Source organism: Flectobacillus rivi, from assembly GCF_030056655.1.
Taxonomy (GTDB): domain Bacteria; phylum Bacteroidota; class Bacteroidia; order Cytophagales; family Spirosomataceae; genus Flectobacillus; species Flectobacillus rivi.
Genome location: NZ_JASHIE010000011.1, coordinates 82,875 through 103,748 on the forward strand (window position 1 = coordinate 82,875; position 20,874 = coordinate 103,748).

At 36.7% G+C, this 20,874-nt stretch carries 16 protein-coding genes; 4 read left to right on the forward strand and 12 right to left on the reverse strand.

Annotated elements, in window-relative coordinates:
• Positions 1 to 67: 67 nt before the first annotated feature.
• From QM481_RS16065 to QM481_RS16120, 12 genes are all read right to left on the reverse strand, one after another.
• Positions 68 to 1,543: a serine hydrolase gene (locus QM481_RS16065; protein ID WP_283382444.1), complete on the reverse strand. Its 1,476-nt coding sequence runs from the start codon at positions 1,541 to 1,543 to the stop codon at positions 68 to 70.
• 177 nt (positions 1,544 to 1,720) lie between these two features.
• The gene (locus QM481_RS16070) at positions 1,721 to 2,416 is read right to left on the reverse strand and encodes a LytR/AlgR family response regulator transcription factor (RefSeq protein ID WP_283382445.1); all 696 of its coding nucleotides are present in this window, start codon (positions 2,414 to 2,416) and stop codon (positions 1,721 to 1,723) included.
• 2 nt (positions 2,417 to 2,418) lie between these two features.
• Positions 2,419 to 3,996, reverse strand: coding sequence for a sensor histidine kinase (locus QM481_RS16075; protein ID WP_283382446.1), 1,578 nt, complete (start codon positions 3,994 to 3,996; stop codon positions 2,419 to 2,421).
• Between the two features lie 634 nt (positions 3,997 to 4,630).
• Positions 4,631 to 6,145 carry a DUF7133 domain-containing protein gene (locus QM481_RS16080; RefSeq protein WP_283382447.1) on the reverse strand — a complete coding sequence of 505 codons (1,515 nt, stop codon included), beginning with the start codon at positions 6,143 to 6,145 and terminating at the stop codon, positions 4,631 to 4,633.
• Between the two features lie 13 nt (positions 6,146 to 6,158).
• A complete protein-coding gene (locus QM481_RS16085; protein WP_283382448.1) occupies positions 6,159 to 7,274 on the reverse strand; it encodes a plastocyanin/azurin family copper-binding protein in 1,116 nt (371 codons plus the stop codon).
• A 151-nt stretch (positions 7,275 to 7,425) separates the two neighbouring features.
• Complete coding sequence (locus QM481_RS16090; RefSeq protein WP_283382449.1) at positions 7,426 to 8,535, reverse strand: DUF2891 domain-containing protein; 1,110 nt, start codon at positions 8,533 to 8,535, stop codon at positions 7,426 to 7,428.
• A gap of 203 nt (positions 8,536 to 8,738) precedes the next feature.
• Positions 8,739 to 9,926, reverse strand: a complete 1,188-nt coding sequence (locus QM481_RS16095) for a helix-turn-helix domain-containing protein (RefSeq protein ID WP_283382450.1) — start codon at positions 9,924 to 9,926, stop codon at positions 8,739 to 8,741.
• A gap of 535 nt (positions 9,927 to 10,461) precedes the next feature.
• Complete coding sequence (locus QM481_RS16100; RefSeq protein ID WP_166550129.1) at positions 10,462 to 12,102, reverse strand: sodium/sugar symporter; 1,641 nt, start codon at positions 12,100 to 12,102, stop codon at positions 10,462 to 10,464.
• A 199-nt stretch (positions 12,103 to 12,301) separates the two neighbouring features.
• Positions 12,302 to 13,582, reverse strand: coding sequence for a Xaa-Pro dipeptidase (locus QM481_RS16105; RefSeq protein WP_283382451.1), 1,281 nt, complete (start codon positions 13,580 to 13,582; stop codon positions 12,302 to 12,304).
• 151 nt (positions 13,583 to 13,733) lie between these two features.
• The gene (locus QM481_RS16110) at positions 13,734 to 15,059 is read right to left on the reverse strand and encodes a TolC family protein (protein WP_283382452.1); all 1,326 of its coding nucleotides are present in this window, start codon (positions 15,057 to 15,059) and stop codon (positions 13,734 to 13,736) included.
• Positions 15,060 to 15,167: 108 nt separating this feature from the next.
• The gene (locus tag QM481_RS16115) at positions 15,168 to 16,748 is read right to left on the reverse strand and encodes a DHA2 family efflux MFS transporter permease subunit (RefSeq protein WP_283382453.1); all 1,581 of its coding nucleotides are present in this window, start codon (positions 16,746 to 16,748) and stop codon (positions 15,168 to 15,170) included.
• Between the two features lie 313 nt (positions 16,749 to 17,061).
• Positions 17,062 to 18,099, reverse strand: coding sequence for an HlyD family secretion protein (locus tag QM481_RS16120; protein ID WP_283382454.1), 1,038 nt, complete (start codon positions 18,097 to 18,099; stop codon positions 17,062 to 17,064).
• A 431-nt stretch (positions 18,100 to 18,530) separates the two neighbouring features.
• Between QM481_RS16120 and QM481_RS16125 the strand changes: the two genes are divergently transcribed.
• The 4 genes from QM481_RS16125 (at position 18,531) to QM481_RS16140 (ending at position 20,796) form a co-directional block, all read left to right on the forward strand.
• Entirely contained in the window at positions 18,531 to 19,055 is a 525-nt protein-coding gene (locus QM481_RS16125; protein WP_166550124.1) for a MarR family winged helix-turn-helix transcriptional regulator, read from the forward strand.
• Between the two features lie 180 nt (positions 19,056 to 19,235).
• Positions 19,236 to 19,700 (forward strand): c-type cytochrome, encoded by a 465-nt coding sequence (locus QM481_RS16130; RefSeq protein WP_283382455.1) that lies wholly within the window; start codon positions 19,236 to 19,238, stop codon positions 19,698 to 19,700.
• A 167-nt stretch (positions 19,701 to 19,867) separates the two neighbouring features.
• Entirely contained in the window at positions 19,868 to 20,191 is a 324-nt protein-coding gene (locus tag QM481_RS16135) for a DUF805 domain-containing protein (RefSeq protein WP_166550122.1), read from the forward strand.
• A 242-nt stretch (positions 20,192 to 20,433) separates the two neighbouring features.
• A complete protein-coding gene (locus QM481_RS16140; protein ID WP_166550121.1) occupies positions 20,434 to 20,796 on the forward strand; it encodes a DUF805 domain-containing protein in 363 nt (120 codons plus the stop codon).
• The last annotated feature ends 78 nt before the right edge of the window (positions 20,797 to 20,874 follow it).

The window sequence follows — 20,874 nt, forward strand, 5'->3', positions numbered from 1 at the left end:
GTGATTTGATTTTACTGTGACTTTAGGTAGAAATCTACCAAAAGGTTTTCAAGGGTTATCCTTCCTATTAATCAATTTTAAAAGTCAGATTATTGTCTGCTGTTTTGTCAGTATTCAAGGCATTTGGGGGAGTCAATAGCCAACTGTTTTGATTAATCACAAACTTAAAAGCATAAGTTTTACCTCTTTCAAATTGTGATTTGGGCAACTCTAGTTCATAGACATTTCTGCCTTTGGAAAGCATTTGGTAAGCTTTATTGTTCGGATTCCAATCGTTGAATGAACCCGCAACCGATATACTTTTTATTAGTTTTGGGTCTAGCTTCTTGTTGTGTTGATATCTGAAAACCACTTTGTCATCAGTTAATTTATAACCATAATCTATTTTTTCGAACGATTTGATTTCTAAATCTTGTATTATTTCGACTACAGTCTCGTATAAATTCCCAAAGGTGTTTTCGCCAGTAATATTTACGATAATACATATCCCTATTTGTAATTCGGGGTAAACCATGAATAGTGTGTTTGTTCCGAATGCTCCACCGTGTTTATAACAATACTTCCCATTTTCGGACACCCCGATTTCGTCCCAAAAATAGCCATTCCAAGATTGATCGCTATCGGAAAGGTTGCGCTGTGATTCTTGCACTATTTTGTTTTTTGTATCTAACTCAAAGGACAAAAACTTGATTAAATCGTTCATCGTTGAATTTCTGTATCCACCAGCGGCCCATAAATTAGTGTAGCTATTGGGCATTAATAAACGGTTGCTGTTGTATCCATTGGCAATGTTGCTGTCTACTTTCAAATTACGCTTGGTAGCATTCATTTTTGTTGCGGAAAAAAAGTATTCATTCAAAAGCGTTTCAAAGTTTCTATGATAAACTTTCTCTAAAATGAGCGCCGACAATTCGAGGCTTGTATTGCTGTATTTATGCTTTTTGCCAGGGATAGTATCTAATTGTATCGTTTTGAGGTCTTCCAAAAATTGTTTTTTGCTATAACTTTCATCCATTTTCTTAATGCGAAAACAAGTGCTATCATCATTAACCTTTCTTATCTGACTGTTATCGGGAATTTCTCGGTCAAAAGCAGTTTTAAAAGAAACCAAATCTATGATTCTTACGGGAATCCCTTGAAAAGCTAAATTTGGATATGACCCATCGAGGTATTTTCTGATGTCATAGTCAAGCTTGACTTTCTTTTCCAAAACAGCTTTTGCCATTAAATGCCCAGTCATCACTTTTGTCACAGAGGCGACATCAAAACTTGTTTGGTTATCAGCTTTATTGCCTTTCCCTTTATCCAGTTCCCCGCAATGTTTGGTATAAACTTTTCCGTCTTTTATGAGCCCGATAGACACTGAATAGGCTTTTGACTTTCTGAGCAAATTATCGGCATTATTGTCTAAAATCGTGTAAATTCCGTTATTTAAACTATTTTGTTGCTGGGCAAACAGCGTAGTGCTTAAAAATGTAAATAAAAAAAGAAAGGGTGAAGAATATAGCCTTGGCAACTGAAGCATTATGATTATTGGTTTCATAAATTGAAAAGTTTAAAATGTTTTAGGTTTGTTTCTAATTTGTATTGATTGAAAATGAGAAGAATAAAGAGGTTTATTGAATTTCTTTAAAATGTAATACCTCAAATTCAGGCAATAGCATTCCATCCACTGAATTTGAGATTCAGATGCTTACAGTTGACCATCAAATAGAGAAATTTATCTCAATTTAGCCTTGGCTTCAGCCCAAGCCTCCTCGTAACTGGCACCAATAGCAATTTCTTTGGATTTGATTTCTACAGCGTTTTTGGCGATTTTTTCTATTTTATCGAGCGCAATCAAATACGAACGATGTATACGTAGGAATAGGTTTGTGGGTAATAACTCAGACATTTCGTTGAGGGTCATTCTTACAACTAGTTTTCTCTCAGTCAACATTACATTGAGATAATTCCCCTCGGCTTCGATATAATGGATTTCCTCCAGAAAAACCTTTTCTTCCTGATAACCCGTCTTTAAAAATATGGATTCAGGAACAGATTTAGCAGATTTCTGAATGACTTCACTGGCTTTGTTACAAGCTTTCAAGAATCTTGGAAAAGAAAAGGGCTTCAAAAGATAATCCAACGCATCTACTTCAAAGCCCTGAACGGCGTACTCGGAATAAGCAGTGGTAAATACCACAAAAGGTTTAGAGGTTAAACTAGAAAGCAATTCTAAGCCCGTAATATCGGGCATTCGTATATCCAAAAATATCAAATCCACCTGATTGGTTCGCAAATAATCTAAGGCTTCAAAGGCATTGGTAAACATCGCTTTTAGTTCTAAAAACGGCACTTTTTCTGCATGAATTTGAATTACCTCTAGGGCTTTGGGTTCGTCGTCGATGGCGATAGCTTGGATAGCTTGATTCATGCTTATTGGGTTTGGAATGGTAAATAATTGATTTGCAAAGAAACAAAATATTCATGCGAATTCGACTGAATATCTAACCTATGGCGATTAGGATAAATCATCTGTAGGCGTTTTTTCAAATTATCCAGCCCAATACCTGAAGCTTTTTCAGTATCCAAGCCTTGTCGAACATGCATCGAATTATGAACCTTACAATACAAATAAGTATCATCAAAAGTAATCGTAATATATATCCACGAGGGATTTCTCAGACTTACCCCATGCTTAAAAGCATTTTCGACTAGGGGATTAATCAACATAGGCGCTATCCAAATTTCTTTTTCTTGTGGTTGGATAATGACTTTTATATCAATCGAAAAATTTTGGTCCAGACGGAGTTTTTGTAAGCTAATATAGTTTTCAAGGTATTCTATTTCTTTGACTAATGAAATCTTATCTTGGTTGTTGTCATGCAACATAAACCGCATCATATCCCCTAGTTTTTGAATTCCCGTCGAAGTATCTTCTGCCTTTTCACGTAATGCTACGGCATACAAAGTATTGAGAGCATTAAACAAAAAGTGAGGATTGACTTGTGCTTTCAAAGAAGCTAGCTCAGTGGATTTATGAACAATCTGGTTGGTGAGTGTCGTTCGGGTATAATCAATATAGGAACGAATCACCGCGGAAATATACCCTATTCCAGCAGCCAAGGTAAATACTGCTTCCAAGTCAAAGATATCACGAGGAATATGTTTATAAATAACTGCGTAAGATACCACGCAAAACACCACATAGGCTAATCCTCCAAATATAAACACCAAAACTCCCTTGGCAGTCTTAATTGATTGTGGAATCAGCACAAAAGGAAACAGCCCATAGTACGCCAACCCGTGAAACAAGATAGCTCCAAAAGCAATGGAAGCCCAGTATGCTGGTTGTGGAGGATGAATCACTACATTGCCAATAGAACCAACTGAAACCCAGAATATCCCTGTTAGCACCCAAATGGCCGCCACACATACATAGGCACCAACGTTGGCTTGGTCGGTTTTTTCAATGGCTTTCTTTTCCAAATGATATACCAATAACATTCCCAGCTCGTAGGCAAGTAACACAAAACACGCATTGAGAAAACTATTGAAGACAAACCATTTTCGATAGATAGATTCAGTCGCAAAGCCCGAAACATGATCTAACTCCTCTTTCTCTATGCGCCAGTTGAGCTTAAAAAAATGGTATGACCAAACACTGAGAAACGTAAGTAACAATACGCCTGCCAACATTAAAATGACCGTTGTATTAAACTCTTTTTTCACAATTTTAGGAACGGTAAAAAAGTGTAACAACGTCCAAGCTCCAAAAAATAGTACCGCCGCAATAATCGTTGGCAAGTTGATATACTTAATGGTATCATACTCTCGAACAGCGTCCCAGAAGGATGTATAATCCATCAGTATGTATTCGTAGTTTTGTACTTTACCAATTTCATTATCAAAATATTTTATGACCCTCGAAAGGTGTACAACATTGTATAGTACCGTAAATAGTAGTGCCAATGACCACTCTGTAATTCGTAATTTTTTCTGGATAGGATTCATGGTTTAGCCGTTTTTTCTTCAAACTTATATAATCTCATCTAAGCAATGCGACTAATGGGATGAAACTTCGTAAAAATGGGGTAAAATATGCTTTTTAGCGCTTTACTAAAAGTATTAGCTGGTCGGATGAATAGGTAATCGATAAAATTCAACGTAAAATATCAACGTATAATCTTAATCAGTATGGGCTGAAAAAGTATCTCTCAGCAGATTTAATTACGGTCATTGTGATTAAAAAAAATAGACCTATCAATCCGAAATTCAACCAAAAAATATATTCAGTACCAAATTTGAAAACTAAATACAATTCATCGACTTTATCGCTTTCAAAATTCAGTTTAAAAATAGCGTTGCCACTTTAGCCACTTTCTTTACTTTGGAGGTGGGCGAAAGAACAAAAAAATGTAGACAGCAGAAATTCGTCAATAAACGCATTTTTTATTCTTTAAAATAAATAAAAATGAAGCTCGCAAAGCTGACTAAATTTGGTGTGCAAATTTCATAGTCAGTTTCACGAGCTTCACGTTTCGATTCTAGCTTTATTTACCAAACCTTAAAAGCTTGAAGTGCAACAATTTAAACTTTTTTAAAAGGATAAAACCATTGTTTTTAATCGTAAATAATACTGCTTTTTTTATTTAAGTTGGTTCAGTGAGTAACAAACCAAATTATTCAATACTCTTTTAGACTTATTAGCATTAATTATCTCTCCTAGACGCATTTCGTAGACATATCCTGCTTTCATATCGTCTAATACCACATGTACTTTGGTTTTATCATCCGACAGAGAAATACTTTTTACTCCTATCTCTTTCACATCAAATTGCTTGGAACCATAGGCTTGGTGGTATTCATAATAAAAGCGTTTAAACTTAAAATTGGCTACATTTTGTGCACTTTCGGCATCTAGTGGCATCGAGAAAGTCAAATCAAAACCATCCTTTGTCAGGTTCATTGCCATAAGGTCTAAGTGTTTTTCTCCCTTCCATTTAATCCTTTGAATACCCCTAGCTCCTACCCAACCATGGTCGTTTTGACCAACCCACAAAGCACCATCAGGAGCAAATGCTAAACGATTATTACCAATGCGCATCTTGGATCCTACGTTCAAAGGAATACAGGCTCCTTGCATTTTACCATTCACTTCTTCAAGCAAAAGTCGAATCATATATTTATGATCCATGTCACCAATCAACATTTGACCTCCGAATTGACCAAACTTTCCATTGGTATTGTCCAATACAGGTTGTGTGGGTGAATTAGCAAAATAACCATGTGGAAATTGTACTATTTCTTTAGTTCGCATACTATCCAATTGTACTACAGGAAGCGAAATAGGTACAACTCTTGGGAAATCCTTCTTCCAAATGAGCCCAGCAGGATGCCCATAAAACTTGCCTTCTTCTACATGAAATAGCTTACTAGTGCCCAACCAATCGCCTTGATTATCGGATACTAACAATCTACCTTGCGCATCAAATCCAAGTCCGTTTGGCGAACGGAAACCTACCGCATAGGGATGTAACTTACCCTGCTTATCTAGTCGCATAATCCACCCACGATAATCCACACAGGCATACATACGACCTGGTCTTGACAATGAATCGTATGTACCACGAATTTCAGGACGAATGCCTGCGCCGTTCGAAGCAAGATTGAGAGCGATATATAGATTCCCTTGTTTATCCTTGACAGGACCAAAAGCGAACTCATGGTAATTGCCTGACAAGCCAAAATCATCGGTTACTTTCTGGTATAAATCTGCCTCGCCATCTCCATCAGTATCTTTAATTCTGGTTAACTCAGGTCTCTGCATAACCAAAATTTCGTTATTACTCACCACCATCAAACCCAAAGGGTCGTGAAGTCCTTCTGCGAAGCGTTTCCAAGTACGAGTCTTCGGATTATAAATCATAATTTCTCCTCTGTGGAAGCCCGCTACAAAACGACCATCTGGCAAAAAGCCAATAGAACCCGTTTCGGCAATCAATCCATCAGGCAGAGGAATATCTTCAACTTCATAATACATCGCCGCAGAATCTTTGGGCATTGATGTGTTTTGTGCAATGCCAGAAATATTTCCCAAGCTCATCAACAGACCAACCGCAGCATACTTCCATAGCTTTTGCTTCAACTCTTTCGTTTTCATGAAATAGGGCATTTTAGTTTCGTTTGATGATAATACTAAAGGTTTTAACTGTCTTTGAAATAGCCATAACCCCATTTTTAAGTTGACCATTTTTTGCTGTATAACTTACTGACTTTTGTTCAGGAAGATTAAAATAAAAAGTTTGTGTTCTTTCTCCTAACACAAATACCCTTGTGATCGTCTGAGCACTCTCATTCCATACAAGCGTTTCAGCTACCTTTATACCATCCAAGGTATATTCAAAGGTGGGTAAGCGCTTTTTGAGTTTGTACCCTTTGAAATCTACCTTCGGCACTGACTTTTTTGTACCAATCGTAAAAGGAAACTGCTTTTCACGCCAATAAATTTCACCTTCCACTTTTGTAAGCTTACTTCCATTACCTTTCCATTGTTCGGCATTATCTACAAATCCTCCTGTCCAGAAGTAACGCAGGTAACACTTGCCCGCATCCCAACAATAGGACTCCGTTGGAGTTAGCGCCACTGCAATTGCTGCTGGACTAGCCTCTGGCATAAACGTACGATAGAGCATTGGGAACTCGATGGGATATGGATGGGGTGAGCTAGGCATTCCATGACCATGGTGGGCATGCTCATTGCCTGTGCCTGAGCGCTGCGATTCAGGAATATTGGTATCCTTTTCGAAGGGCGGAATATATGATTGTCCCACATAAATAACCCCAAACATCACATAACCATGTCCCGGGTAAGTACATACATAAGGATATTGACCAGCTTTATCCAGTACAAATGAAATAGTTTCCATGTTGCCAGGTTCTACAATTTTTGTGCTGGCTATCACCAATGGTGAAGTTGGAACATAATTCATTTTGGCACCACGTTCTGCTAACTTGGCAGCTTCTTCTACCACTTTTAATCGAGAACTTGGTTTGGTCAATACAAAATTATGTGCCATATCATCATGATTGTCCAAAATAAGCGTAACACGCGTGTTTGGCTTCAGTATCAACCGTGGGGTATCGAATTGCAAACCGCCGAGTACTTTTATCGTTATAGTGGTATCTGACAATACTTGGGCTTCAGTCGCTAATGGAATGCTAGCCAAAAGTATCATTCCTGAAAGCACGTGTTTCAAGCGGTAAAATACTTGTTTCAATTTGAGAGTCATTGAATACTTTGTTTTTGAGAAAAACAGGTAAAGTCGTTTATTGAATTAGACAAATTTGTCAAAAAAATTTCTGCCTAATTCAATAAAGACAGCAATCTGTAAAATTTACCTACATTAACGTATTAGAATTTCTATATAAAATCTCTAAATCTTACTGATTCAAAGCATACATGGCAAAGGAACCTAACCAGTGATCACCTCCATAATTACCGTTGGCAATGTTAGGTAGTGTCTTTTGTAAGAACATAACCGCAGTTTCTTGAAATTGTTTTTTGCGAGGATCAGAGGCAGGTAACTGTTTGGCAATACCTTGTAAACACCACGCCTTACTCAAAGACAAACCATCCAAATGCACAATTGAATAATCTGAGCGGTCACTTACAACAGGTAATTGTAATACATTTTTCAAACCTTCAGGAGTATAAAATTGGTTAAACCAAGTACTAAATTCTTTATTGGGTAATACTCTGCGCATCAAATCTGCAATTTCTAAACTAGGAGATAGAAAATCCGTTCCATCTGGTTCGAGAATGGCAGCAACTGCTTTATTTTTTAAATAGTAATCCTTACTACGCTGTACCAGCAAACTTTCAAACTCTGTATTTTTCGTAGCTCGTGCCCAATCCAAGGCAAATACCATCCCAAAAGCAGTGTTTGGATGCACACCTGTACGATTGGGATAAGTCTGCTTTGGCAAATAGTCTTTCCAACGTTGTACGATAATCTGAGTCAATGGCTGTAAATTTTTATGCCACTTTTTAGCCAATGGGCTATCCCAAGCTAATAATTCCTCATCGAGTTTTAGTAACCAAGCCCAGCCGTAGGTTCTTTCAAATCCCTTTGCGAGTTTATATTTGGTAAAGTAATCTGCTTCAGTTTGTAAATTTTCAGGAAGAAAACTATGTTCTAGTACTTTTATAATTTGGGCAGTTTCAGGTAGATTGGGATACGATTTCAGGATTTTCACCAACATCCAATGCCCATGTACAGACGAATGCCAGTCCAAACAGCCATAAAACGAAGGATGCAATTGCTTGGGACTCAAAACTACTTCTTCTGAAGTTTCAATAGTGTGATTAGGTTTATTCGGAAATTCGGTTTCGATACAATGTAGAGGCAACTGCGCCAAGAAAGACACTCCTGCTTGTGTTAGTTCTACCTTTTTACCATCCTTTGATACATTGATATAAGGATTTTGCTGTGCGAAACCAGACAAGCTGCCTGCAAGTAACAAGCCAAGTAATATTTTTTTAGTGTTCATTATAAAAAGTTTTAGAAATGCTAGAAGTGTTTTTTACAAAAATGTAGAAGAATACATTGGCATTTATCTTGCTTTGGGCTGTAATTATCCGAAAGCCAGTATAGTACAAAAGCATATTTTCATTAGCAATTTAATACAAATAAAGGTCAAGACATTGCAACATTACAACGTCCTGACCTTTATATAAAATTTTTGAATACTGTTTACTGGTTGGCAATAGCCACTTTAATATTTTTTTGAAATTCGGAAGGCGTTAATCCTGTATGCTTTTTAAATACGGTAAAAAATGTACTTTTCGCATTAAAACCACAGTCTTTCGAGATTCCTTCGATGCTATAGTTTTGATATTCATCATCGCTCAATCGACGTTTTACCTCTTCTATTCTAAGTGAATTAATATAGTCACTAAAATTCATTCCATAATGTACCCGCATCATATTCGAAATTTGATAGGCTGGTAAATTAGTCTCGTAGGCAACATCATTCAATGAGTATTTGGCTCTTAAATATGGCTTGTGAAGATTAATATAGGTCTCAAAGTTATTGATAACTTCAGGCTCAATTTCCACTGTTTCTAACACATGAGGTTCGCTTTCATTGACAGAATAATCAAATACTTCTTCATAAACTGACCACATTTTTCCAATTTCACGTCGATTAATCCAGATAAAACCACAAAGGGTGTAAAAAAACACACTGTGTATAATAATCACTTGCGTAAAGATGCCTTTGAAAGCTGATACGCCCAGATTATTTATAATAACGCCAAAATAAGCTATTTTAAGTATAAATAAAGCTGTCACCATAACTGCAACAAAGATACTCCATTTAAAATGCCCCAAAGGAGTATTCGGGTTTTGCTTAAATCGCTGTGCAATTATACGCCATATAAGCAGTCCGTACCCCATAAATAACACTCCTAACAGAAAATCACGAACATCATTGCCTAGTAATCCTTCATGCCCTACAAATAAATTGGCAGGATTTTCTTTGATTGATTTCAATATATCCACTTTTTGTTCAAAAGGTAGTATATAGTATGGTACCAATTCTAGGAAAATAAGCACAACAGGGATTCCATGTGCTAAGTCTTGAAGCTTTAATTTAAGGGTAGGATCGTTGATTTGTCGTACATATAGATAGGTTAATGATGGCAAAATAAAATAGATTGGCATGGCTACTCTAAAAATAGCTGCCTGAAATTCGTTAGATAAAGGACCATAAAGAATGGTATTGGCTAGTCCATTGACTGACCAAATGAAGAAAATTGCCCCTAGTATATTTTTTCCTTGGTGTGTAAACTTCGTTATTACCCAATATCCTAAAAGGCATCCAATCAAAAATGAAAATAATCCTAATCCAAAAACAAACGTTTCGAACAGATGACCCATGAGAGTTGAAATGGTTTAAAAGTAAGGTTCGAGCTATACAATAACTATTTTCAGGTAGAATGAATTGCTATTGTAGACCCTAAGGGATGCTTTGTAATTTAAAGATACCACAAAAGTTAAAAATATTTATGGATGTTCAAAATTATTGGGACGATTCTGTGATTTCTTGACAAAAGTGAATAAAACAAAAAAGTTTGAAGATAACATGATCTTCAAACTTTAAACTTTACATCCTTACTTTATATTTATCTTTAACTTGAAGCCTTTCGTATTTTCAACTTGGAAGACTTAAGTATTTTTACTTATTAAAAATATGCATCAAAACGAAAATCAATATTTTTACCAAAACTCACATTTCAAAACAGTTTCTTTCAGCGGTAAAATTTCCTTTTTGATGTTGAACAAATTTACAAATTGGAATCACTCAAATACTAAAAAAATGGTTCAAAAAGGTTCAGAATATTAAATTCTGAACCTTTTTGAACCATTTTTCAGCATAAACTGCTACTTTTTCTTTGCTCACAACCATTATTTACTACCAAAAGGCAGTATATAGTGCTACTAAAATTCCTGAAATAAGAATTGATGAGACTACAAATGACTGACTAACTCTAAACATTTTAGACTCAATTTCGAGACCTTGTGGGTTATCTTTACTAGCAGGGTCGGTCAATGTCACCAAAATCATCAATGCCACTAAGAGTAGAAATACCCATAATGTTCTATCCAAAAATGGCATTGGCTCAACAGTCATTCCCAAGAACATCTCTGCCAAAGCTGGAATTGATTTAAAAGCAACCGATAATGGTAATGCTAAAAATGCTGCCACAATTGCTGCTTTTGATGTAGTTCTTTTCCAGAATAACCCCAAGAAAAACAGTGCAAAAGCCCCAGGTGTGATGTAGTTTGAATATTCTTGAATAAATTGATAAGCTTGTTCCAACCTGCGTAACTGAGGAGTGATACATAGCGCAATAATAAATGACACTAATACTGCCAAACGTCCTACTTTCACGGTTCTATCCTCAGATGCATCCTTGTTATAGAATTTTTTATAGATGTCTAAACTGAAAATAGTAGCGATACTGTTACATTTTCCTGCTAAAGAAGCCACAATAGCCGCAGTTAAGGCCGCAAAAGCCAACCCTTTCATACCAGCAGGCAAGAGATTCATCAAAGTCGGATATGCATGATCTGGTTTCACTTGTCCGCTCACATCGAGCATTTCTTGCTGAAATTCACCATTTTGAAACAAAACATACGCCGCAATTCCAGGAATAACAACTATCAGTGGCATTAACAGCTTCATAAATGCCGCAAAAATAATACCTCCGCGAGCCGTATTAAGGTCTGCACCCAGCGTACGTTGAATAATATACTGATTACAGCCCCAATAGTTGAAATTGTTAATCCACATACCACCTATCAAGATAGATAACCCTGGCAATTCATAATAATGTGGGTCACCTTTTGAGAAAATCATGTGAAAATGACTATCTGCTTGTTTTTGCAGAATACCCAAAGCATCAACTACTCCGTTGCCATTGAATTTTTCAGAAACCATATTCAAAGCTAAGTAAGTGGTAGCCAAACCGCCAAGAACTAACACAACTACCTGAATTACATCGGTATAACCAATTACCTTCATACCTCCTAAGGTGATAAAAACAGCAAAAACGGCAAGCCCAAACATACAATAGTAAAAAGGAATCCCAGAGATAGTTTCGACAGCCAATGCCCCTAAGTACAAGATTGATGTTAAATTGACAAAAACATAAAGTAACAGCCAAAAAACAGCCATTATCGTAGCAACAGTGTCATTATACCTTGTGGAAAGAAATTGGGGCATGGTATAAATCTTATTTTTCAGATAAACTGGAATAAAAAATATTGCCACCAAAATTAAAGTTGCAGCTGACATCCATTCATACGAAGAAATAGCTAGTCCAATGGCGAAACCAGAACCAGACATACCAATAAAATGTTCTGCGGAGATGTTCGATGCAATTAGTGAAGCGCCTATCGCCCACCAAGTTAGAGAGCCTTCAGCAAGAAAAAAATCTTTGGTTTTGGAAGAAGTGCCTTGCTTTTTTTTGAAAACCCAAATGCCGTAGCTAATTACTACAATAAAATAGACAAAAAATACTAAATAATCTGCGGTTTGCAGTTGTTTCATGATTGTTATAGTTAATTGGGGATTAAAGATAGAATTATTCTTATGTAAAATATGAAATTTTACACCATTCTCCAATTAAAGACAACAAGTACCCTCTTATAATCAAAAATGTGTCACTCTTTTGATAAATTTTATCTCAGAATGACACATTTAATTTATAATTAGCTAATTTAAAACAAATTACAATACTTTATCTCAACTATTTTTGTAGATAAACTTTTCCTTCTTTCATCACAAACTTTATTTTCTTTTCTAAAACTGTAATATCTTGTTCTGGATTTCCTTCAACAGCAACAATATCTGCCCATTTTCCCTGAGTAATCGAGCCAAGTTTGGCCTTCACTCCTATCAAGTCTGCTGCGTTAATTGTGGCTGCTTGAATAGCTTGAGCTGGCGACAACCCAAATTTTACCATGTAAAAGAACTGTTTTCCATTATTACCATGTGGATACACCCCAGCGTCGGTTCCATAGGCGATCTTCACACCAGCTTTAGCGGCTTTCTGAAAACTTTCTCTTTGGGTTTTACCAACCGTTCTTTCTTTTTCAATGAGTTTTTCAGGATAACCTAATTTGGCAAATTCTGAGAGAATATAATCATCGTTATAGATGTCAGCGACCAAATAAGTCCCTTTTTGTTTCATCAACTCAATGGCTTCCTCATCCAAAAAACTTCCGTGTTCAATGGATGCTACTCCTGCCCTAATGGCCATTTTGATTCCAGTGGTTCCATGTGCATGCGCAGCCACTTTTTTATCCCACATAGCTGCCTCCGCAACTAGTGCATTCATTTCTTCTTGTGAATATTGTGGTGCTCCAACCGACTCCTCTTCTGACAATACACCAGCTGTAGCGGTAAATTTGATTAAATCAGCTCCATATTTGATATTATAGCGTACTTGTTTACGAATCTCATCGATACCATCGGCAACACCTGAAATGGCTTTAAATGAAAGATAAGGAGAAAAACCGCTTATATCTGCATGTCCACCAGTTGCGCCAATAATAGGTCCAGAGACAAATAAGCGTGGACCAGCAATATGCCCAGCATTAATAGAACGTTTTAAAGCTACATCTATCAATTCTGGTGCGCCCACATCACGACAAGTAGTAAAACCTGCCTCTAAGGTCTTTTTCGCAAAAATATGTGCTTCAACCGCATAATCAATTGGCGATTTGCGAAACAAATCCTCCATATAATTGTCTGGTTGAGAGGTAATATGTGTATGACAATCGATAAATCCCGGTAATACTGTGGCTTTGGATAAGTCAATTATCTTAGCTTGAGCAGGATATTTAAGATTTGTCCCTACCGACTGAATGATATTCCCTTTAACTATGATCGTTTGATTTTCGAGAAAAGTACCTTTCTCACTATCAAACATACGTCCTGCTTTGATTACAATTAATGAATCCGATGTTTGAGCGAAAACAGCTCCATGTAATAAAAGACCAACTAGTAGTGTCCAGATTTTTTTCATAAAGAAATGTGTTGATGAAAAATTGATTTAAGCAAAGGTAAGTATTATTTGGCTATCGGCTATCAGCTACTAGAATTTGGCGAAACTCTTAAAAATAAAAAACTCCAATCCCGCAAAAGCAGCATTGGAGTTAACAACAGAGATTGTTTTTCTACCAAAATTTTAAACCTGACAAACGGCTCACTTCAAGTTTGGCCTGTGTCATCATGTATTGATATTGTAACTGTGTCAATTGAGCCTCACGCAAAGCAGTTTGTGCAGCCTCAATTTCAACATTGGTAATTACGCCATTTTTGTAACGACTCTCAGCCAATTTCAAGGCATATTGTGCTTGAAATACGTTCTTCTCTGAAAGATCTAGTTTGTTTTTGGCAATGTTATAATCGTTCTCAGCTGCATCCAAATCACGCTTCAAAGCTTGATTGGTTGCTTCAGAAGAATATTTCAACATTTCTTTACTCAATTTCGCCATTTCTGTCGAATAAGCTCCACGACCTCCTGCATAAATAGGAATAGTCATTTTTAAACCTAAAACTGTATTGAATTTAAAATCTTGATCGATTGGAGGTATTTCACCATTAATACGTGGCAAATAACCGTTTTTGATACCAAATTGACCTACTGCTGAAACGGTTGGAGCCATGCTCAATTGAGCAATTTTCACATCCTTATCTGCAATCAAATCCTTTTCTTTGATATTTTGTAAATCAACATTATTTGTTTGTGCTTGTTCAAACGCTGCGGCAACGGTCAAATCAGCCCAAGATGCCGAAAAATCTGCATCTGTCGGAACCATTACTCGTGCATCAGCTCCAATCAATGAACTCAAATAAATCAATTGGCGGTCTAATTGTCCTTGTAAGTCAGTCAATCTCGTTTCAGCATTTTTATAACGAACCTGAATCGATACTCGATCGTAATCCAAAGCATCGCCTTGTTTCAAACGATCAGAGATGAGTTTTTCGTTATTAGCAACTAATTTCAACTGCTCTTTTTGTACTTCAATTGCTTTTTGTAGATACACAATTCCATAGTACAAATTAGCGACTTGATAAGCATAATTTTGTTTCAAACCCTCTACATTGTTTTTAGAAAGGTTGGTTTCTAACTTTGCTTTTTCAATGGCTAACGCTTGTTTACCCCAATCGGCAATCGTATAATTGGCACCAACATTGGCATTGTAGTTCATATTCGGCTGAAAACGCAACTCTGTGGAAGTTGAACCAAAGGCAAAACTTGCCTTGGCAACTGGGTCAACACGCGTTACACTTAATTCAGATTGAACTTGTGGTTTTAATGCTGCTTCTTGAATTTTTGTTTTATAATCTCCAATCGAAACCAATTGTTGTTGTTCTTTGATTCTTGGAGAATAATCAATAGCAGCCTTCACCAACCGACCCAAAGCGTCCGTATTTTTATCTTGTGCAAAGGTCATCTGAGCACATAGGATAAGTCCGAAAACTGTTAATTTTTTCATTATCTTCTTTAAAATTATGTCTGTTAAAATAGAGGTTGAGGAATTGGGTCATAAGACATCCGTTGCAATTTTGTCAACAGATGCCTACTCCCCGTGACCTTATGCCTGTTAATGACTATCTGCTGCGGCTTTTGCAGCGGCTGCAATTTCCTCTTTGGTTTTCTTCTTAGTTCTTAACAATAAGAGTAAGGGAAAAATAGCGACGAAAAACAACGAAACCACCCTATAAGTATCTAAGTAAGCAAGGTAATATGCTTGTTTGGCAACCAACCCTTCTAATTGAGCATAAGCCATCTTGGTTGCACCGAAGTAATCACCTGTTTTAGAGGCAAAATTGGCAATACTACCGTTGAGGCGCTGTACAAACAAAGGATTATCCATTGTCATATTAGCCATCAAGTCCGAACGGTGTTGAGCTGCAGCATTTGTAACGTAGTTGTTTGCTAAAGCAATACCAAAAGCTCCTCCCAGTTGACGAATCATATTGGTTAGTGCGATACCCGCAGGATATTCTCTTTGTTGCAAACCAGCTACTGCTTGGTTGATCAATGGCATTTGAAGCATAGCTACCCCTAATACACGACATACTTGCATCGGAAAGAAATCCCATTTGCCCATTTCTGGTGTGGCAGTACCACTATAGAATCCGAAGAAAACAAATATGAGAATCCCGATGGCCATATATGGTAAAGGCGAATCTCCTGCTGCCATACGTCGTCCAATCACAGGGAATAGCACAACTCCAAGCATGGTTGGCGCAATTAATGACAAACCCGTTTCGAGTGGCGTAAACCCATTGATACGCTGTACCATTACTGGATACACAAATACTGAGGTAAACAAACCAAGACCTGCCACAAAGGTAAATATGGTAGAAAGCCCAAAAACTTTGTATCTAAATATCTTCAGGTCTACAACAGGATGTTCGGTGGTTAATTCTCGCCAAACAAATCCAACTAAGCCGACAGCTGCCGATAAGCTCAAGATTACGATAGTTCTTGATTCAAACCAGTCATCTGACTCTCCTTTTTCTAATACATATTGTAGTGAACCAATACCTAGCGTGAGTAAGAAAATCCCTGGATAATCAATTACAATTTGACTTTTCTTCTGTCCTTCTCCTTCTTTTCTTTCAATATAAAGAATCGTCAAAATCGTAGCAGCAATACATATTGGAATATTTACGAAAAATATATCTTGCCATGTAAAATGTTCAACGATATATCCACCCAATGCAGGACCCAAAGTTGGTCCAAGAATAATACCCATCCCGAAAATACCTGATGCAATAGGTCTATCTTTAGGTTCGAAGGCATCAAACAAAATTGCTTGTGAGGTCGATAGCAAGGCTCCTCCCCCTACACCTTGTATAAATCTCCAAAATACTAATTCCCAAAGTCCATGAGAAGCTCCACAGAAATAGGAAGAGACACCAAATAATAGAATAGAACCTAAGTAATATGTTTTTCGTCCGAAGTAATCTCCTAAAAATCCCGTCATTGGGATAATGATTACGTTAGCGATGGCGTAAGAAGTTACTACCCAAGCTACGTCCTCGATTGTAGCACCCAGCGAACCAGCCATCTGGTTGAGGGCTACGTTAACAATTGTGGTATCCAAAAGCTCCATCACCGCTGCCGAGATGGTGGTTATCACAATCATTGCTCTTGCTAATCCTTTAGCCGCCATAGTTAAAAATTATTTTAGTTTCGAAACTAAAGCTGAGCAATTCAAGAAGTGTTGGATATGTCTCCAATCAGTCCCTTATCATTGGTAGTCAATATCTACATGAGGCATTGTTACACTTGATATCAAATGGCTGAAGAATTACAATTATGAATTGTGAGTCTAATCTAGATTCAACAATTGACAACCGCGCAATCCCTTGCTTATTTCTTCACCTCAATTTGTCTTTAGATAAGCAAAACCCTAAATCGTGATTACTCACAAAACTTATCTAAGCCTCCACTTCTTATAACCAATTGCCCAGCTTTATCTCGAGTTATTTTACAGGAACAGAAACCTCTAAAGAAAGACCTGCACGTAAAATATCTTTGTTTTTAGCAATATCCTCAATTTCAATTTTCACAGGAACTCTTTGAGTTACTTTTACGAAGTTACCTGAAGCGTTATCTGGTGGCAACAAAGATGCTTTAGCACCAGTTGACTCTGCAATTGAAATGATTTTTCCTTTTAATGGACGGTTTGGATACGCATCCAATACCAATTCTGTTTCGTCTCCAACTTTCAAACGAGAAATTTGATTCTCTTTAAAGTTAGCTACTACCCAAAATTGTTGGTCTTGCACTACTGTCATCAACGTTTGACCAGCTTGAATAAACTGACCAGCCTCTACAGTTTTCTTACCGATACGTCCTTCAGATGGAGCGTACACTTTAGCATAAGAAAGTTTTAATTCTTGCTGTGCAATTTTTACTTTTTTAACTGCCAAAGTAGCTTCAGCTTTGTGCAAAGCCGCTGTCAAAATTCCCATTTTCGACTTGTTTGACGCGATGTCCTGTACAGCAGCATTATATTGAGCTACAAACACATCGTAGTTTGAACGAGAGTCTTCAGCTTGTTTTTTAGTAATGGCATTGTCTGCTACCAAGGCATTGTCACGGTCAGCATCACGTTTTGCTTTGTCACGACGAATAGCAGTTGCTTTCAAGTTAGCATCCATCGCTACAAGGCTCATTTTTAAGTTTTGAATGTTTGCTTTAGCATTCTCCACGTCAGTTTCTGCTTGTAACAAATCTGCTTTCAATTCCTCTAAAGCTAATTTTCCCTCTTCTGAATCAATTTCAATCAAGAGTTGGTCTTTTTTAACCACATCATAATCTTTTACAGAAATCGATTTTACATAACCTGATGTACGAGGCAATACTGGTACAAAATAAGACTCAATCTGAGCATTATCTGTATCCTCATGCGTCTGAGAATATTGATATTCTTTATAACCCAAAAATCCACCGACAGCCACTACTGTTAATAGAATTAACTTTGGCAATTGCTTTTTTATTGAACTCTGATTTTCCATAATTTTTATAAACTTAAATAATCATTGTATTTGGTCTACTCGCTGTTTGCTTATAGAATCAATTCGTACAGATGGCCCCTCGAACTAATCTTTTTTACTGCTTCTTCAAATGGTAAGAGATGAATATGTATAAGAAAAATTCAATTTGTGTGTGAATTGATGATGCAAAGGTAAACTAAGTTTACTAAATTAGTCAAGTAAGTTGACAAATATTTTTTCATTTATTAACTTTGTATCAGATTCAACGAAAAAACAGTCAAAATTTCCTTGGATTATTCATCTTTTTGGTAAAAGATACTTAAAACTACTACTGCAATTGTCTGTAACAATTCGTAATTTTGAGCTTCTAAGCCCCAAGATGATATAAAATGATTTGTACCACAGAATAACCTAGGTATTGTTTTTGTACAAAACAGTACTCTTAAACAGTTATGACAGAAGAGGATGTAATAAAACTCAAACAGTTCCGTGACAGCAAGAATCGCTTGATGGGACGTCTCCTAAATCGCTCATATAGATATATGTCCACATTGGCCGTAAAATTTTTGAATGAGCGTGGCTATAATAATTTCCGTGTTGGTCAAATAGTGGCCCTAGTCAATATTGATGTAGAAGGAACTAGTGTAAATAAAATTGCGCAAAAGGCAGGCATGACCAAACAAGGCATGAGCAAACTCATCAAGGAATTGGCTGATGAAGGTTTTGTATATACTGAAAAAGACCCAAGCGACGCTCGTGCTTTAATTGTTAAACTCACAGACCTAGGCGTCAGATGTATCTTAGACTGGAAAGCATGTACAGAGTATATCGACCAAAACTTTGAGGAGGTGATCGGTGCAGAACAATTGAATATACTCAAGGATATTTTGAGGAATCTGGTTGATAAATATGAAGAAATGATAGAAACAGGTGAAGTGACTTGTGAGCCCATTCCGTTAGCTTTTATCAAGAAATAAATATCAGTTTTTTAGCCAATTAATATCATTGAAGGAACTGAGCTGATTCCTGAAATTGCATACCAAATAATAGAATACAGCATAAAAATTAAAGCAATTATTCCAATCTGTGTACCCGATTTGGGATATTATCTTTATTTTTGCCCTGCTATTTTCCTCCAAGGCACTAAAAACAAAAAAATGGAAAACAAAATTTTCAAAACCCTACGTGTAGTAAACACCCTTTTAATTGTAGTTGTAGTTTGCTTTATTTTTACCTTATTGGCGTTTGCGATGATGCCTAGCCAAGCCGAAACTGCGGCAGCTGGTGCTACTTCAGGAGCAGTCGCTGTAGCTGCGGCTCCAGCAGCACTTTCAGCAGAAGCGACAAAAGGTAAAGAAATTTTCACAAACAACTGTGCAGCTTGCCATGCTTCAACCGACGAGGTTGTAGTAGGTCCAGGATTGAAAGGAATCGAATCACGTAGAGATGCGGCTTGGGTTGAGAAATGGGTACAAAATCCACAAAAAGTGTTGGCTGGCGGTGACAAATACGCAAACGACCTTTTCAAGAAATTTAATGGTACTCAAATGACAGCTTTCCCTAATTTAGGCACTGAGGACATCAAAAACATTTTGGCATTCTTAAAAGAAAGTAACCCTTAAGAGCAAAATTACTTTAAACAAGAAGGCGAACTAATTGACAAAATTGGTTCGCCTTTTTGTTTGTTTAAGGTAGTATATTAATAAATATCTTGTCAACTTTATAAATTTCAATTTCTTTAAATTATATTGCCTAACAATAGATTTTCGCCACTAAAACCTATCATTTAATGTTTAAAGCACCGTTCTCTTTCAAAGGTCGCATTCGTAGAACCGAATATTGCCTTTCGTTTATCATCTATATCCTAGGTCTTATGTCTTCCTTTATCACTTATGAAATCATTGATCTTGTTGGAATTAATATGGAAAAAATCATCCATACTTATATCCTTTTAGGATCTTTCTGGCTGAATTTGGCGCAGAGTGTAAAGCGTAGTCATGATAGAGGAAATAGTGGCTGGTTTATCATTATACCTTTTTACACGATTTGGTTGTTTTTTGCAAAAGGTAAGTCAGATACAAACAGGTATGGACCTAATCCTAAAAATAAATAACTATTACTACATAGAATCACTCAAAAGTGCCAATGCAAAATAAAATTGCATTAATACGCTTTAGGTTGTAAGCTGTAGGCATTAAACAAAAAGGTTTATCTATTTCGTGAGAAATACTTTTTGACGTTTAGACTTGAGCTTAAAGCGGGTAAAATTATTTTAATGATGCCCACCAACTTACTTCTCGATTCTCAAATAAAGTTTAATATATCATATTTCTCCACTTAAAAACTCTTCTTCAAATGTTTAAAGATTGCTTTGGTTTCGAAGGACGTATTCGCCGACTCGAATATGGTCTAACATATATCATCGTCGTTGTTGGTATCAACCTAATTTTTGTATTTGGCGGTTTTCTAGGCAAGTTTTCTAATCTTTTTTTTATCATCACATTTATTCCTCTGGCAGTTTTCAGAGTGGCTCAAGCAACCAAGAGATGCCATGATTTGGGTAATTCTGGCTGGTTTCAGCTTATTCCATTTTACACTTTCTGGTTAATTTTTGCGGATGGGCAACTCACTAGGAATGAATATGGCTCAAATCCGAAAGCTATTAAGCAAATAGATATTAGTCAATTAGGAAAACATTTGGAAGATGACAATCACTAAACATAAGTCATTCCTAATTTAGTGATTTAGTAAATGAGTGAGTATGCTAAAATTTCTATTCTAGTAGTAGAGACGCAA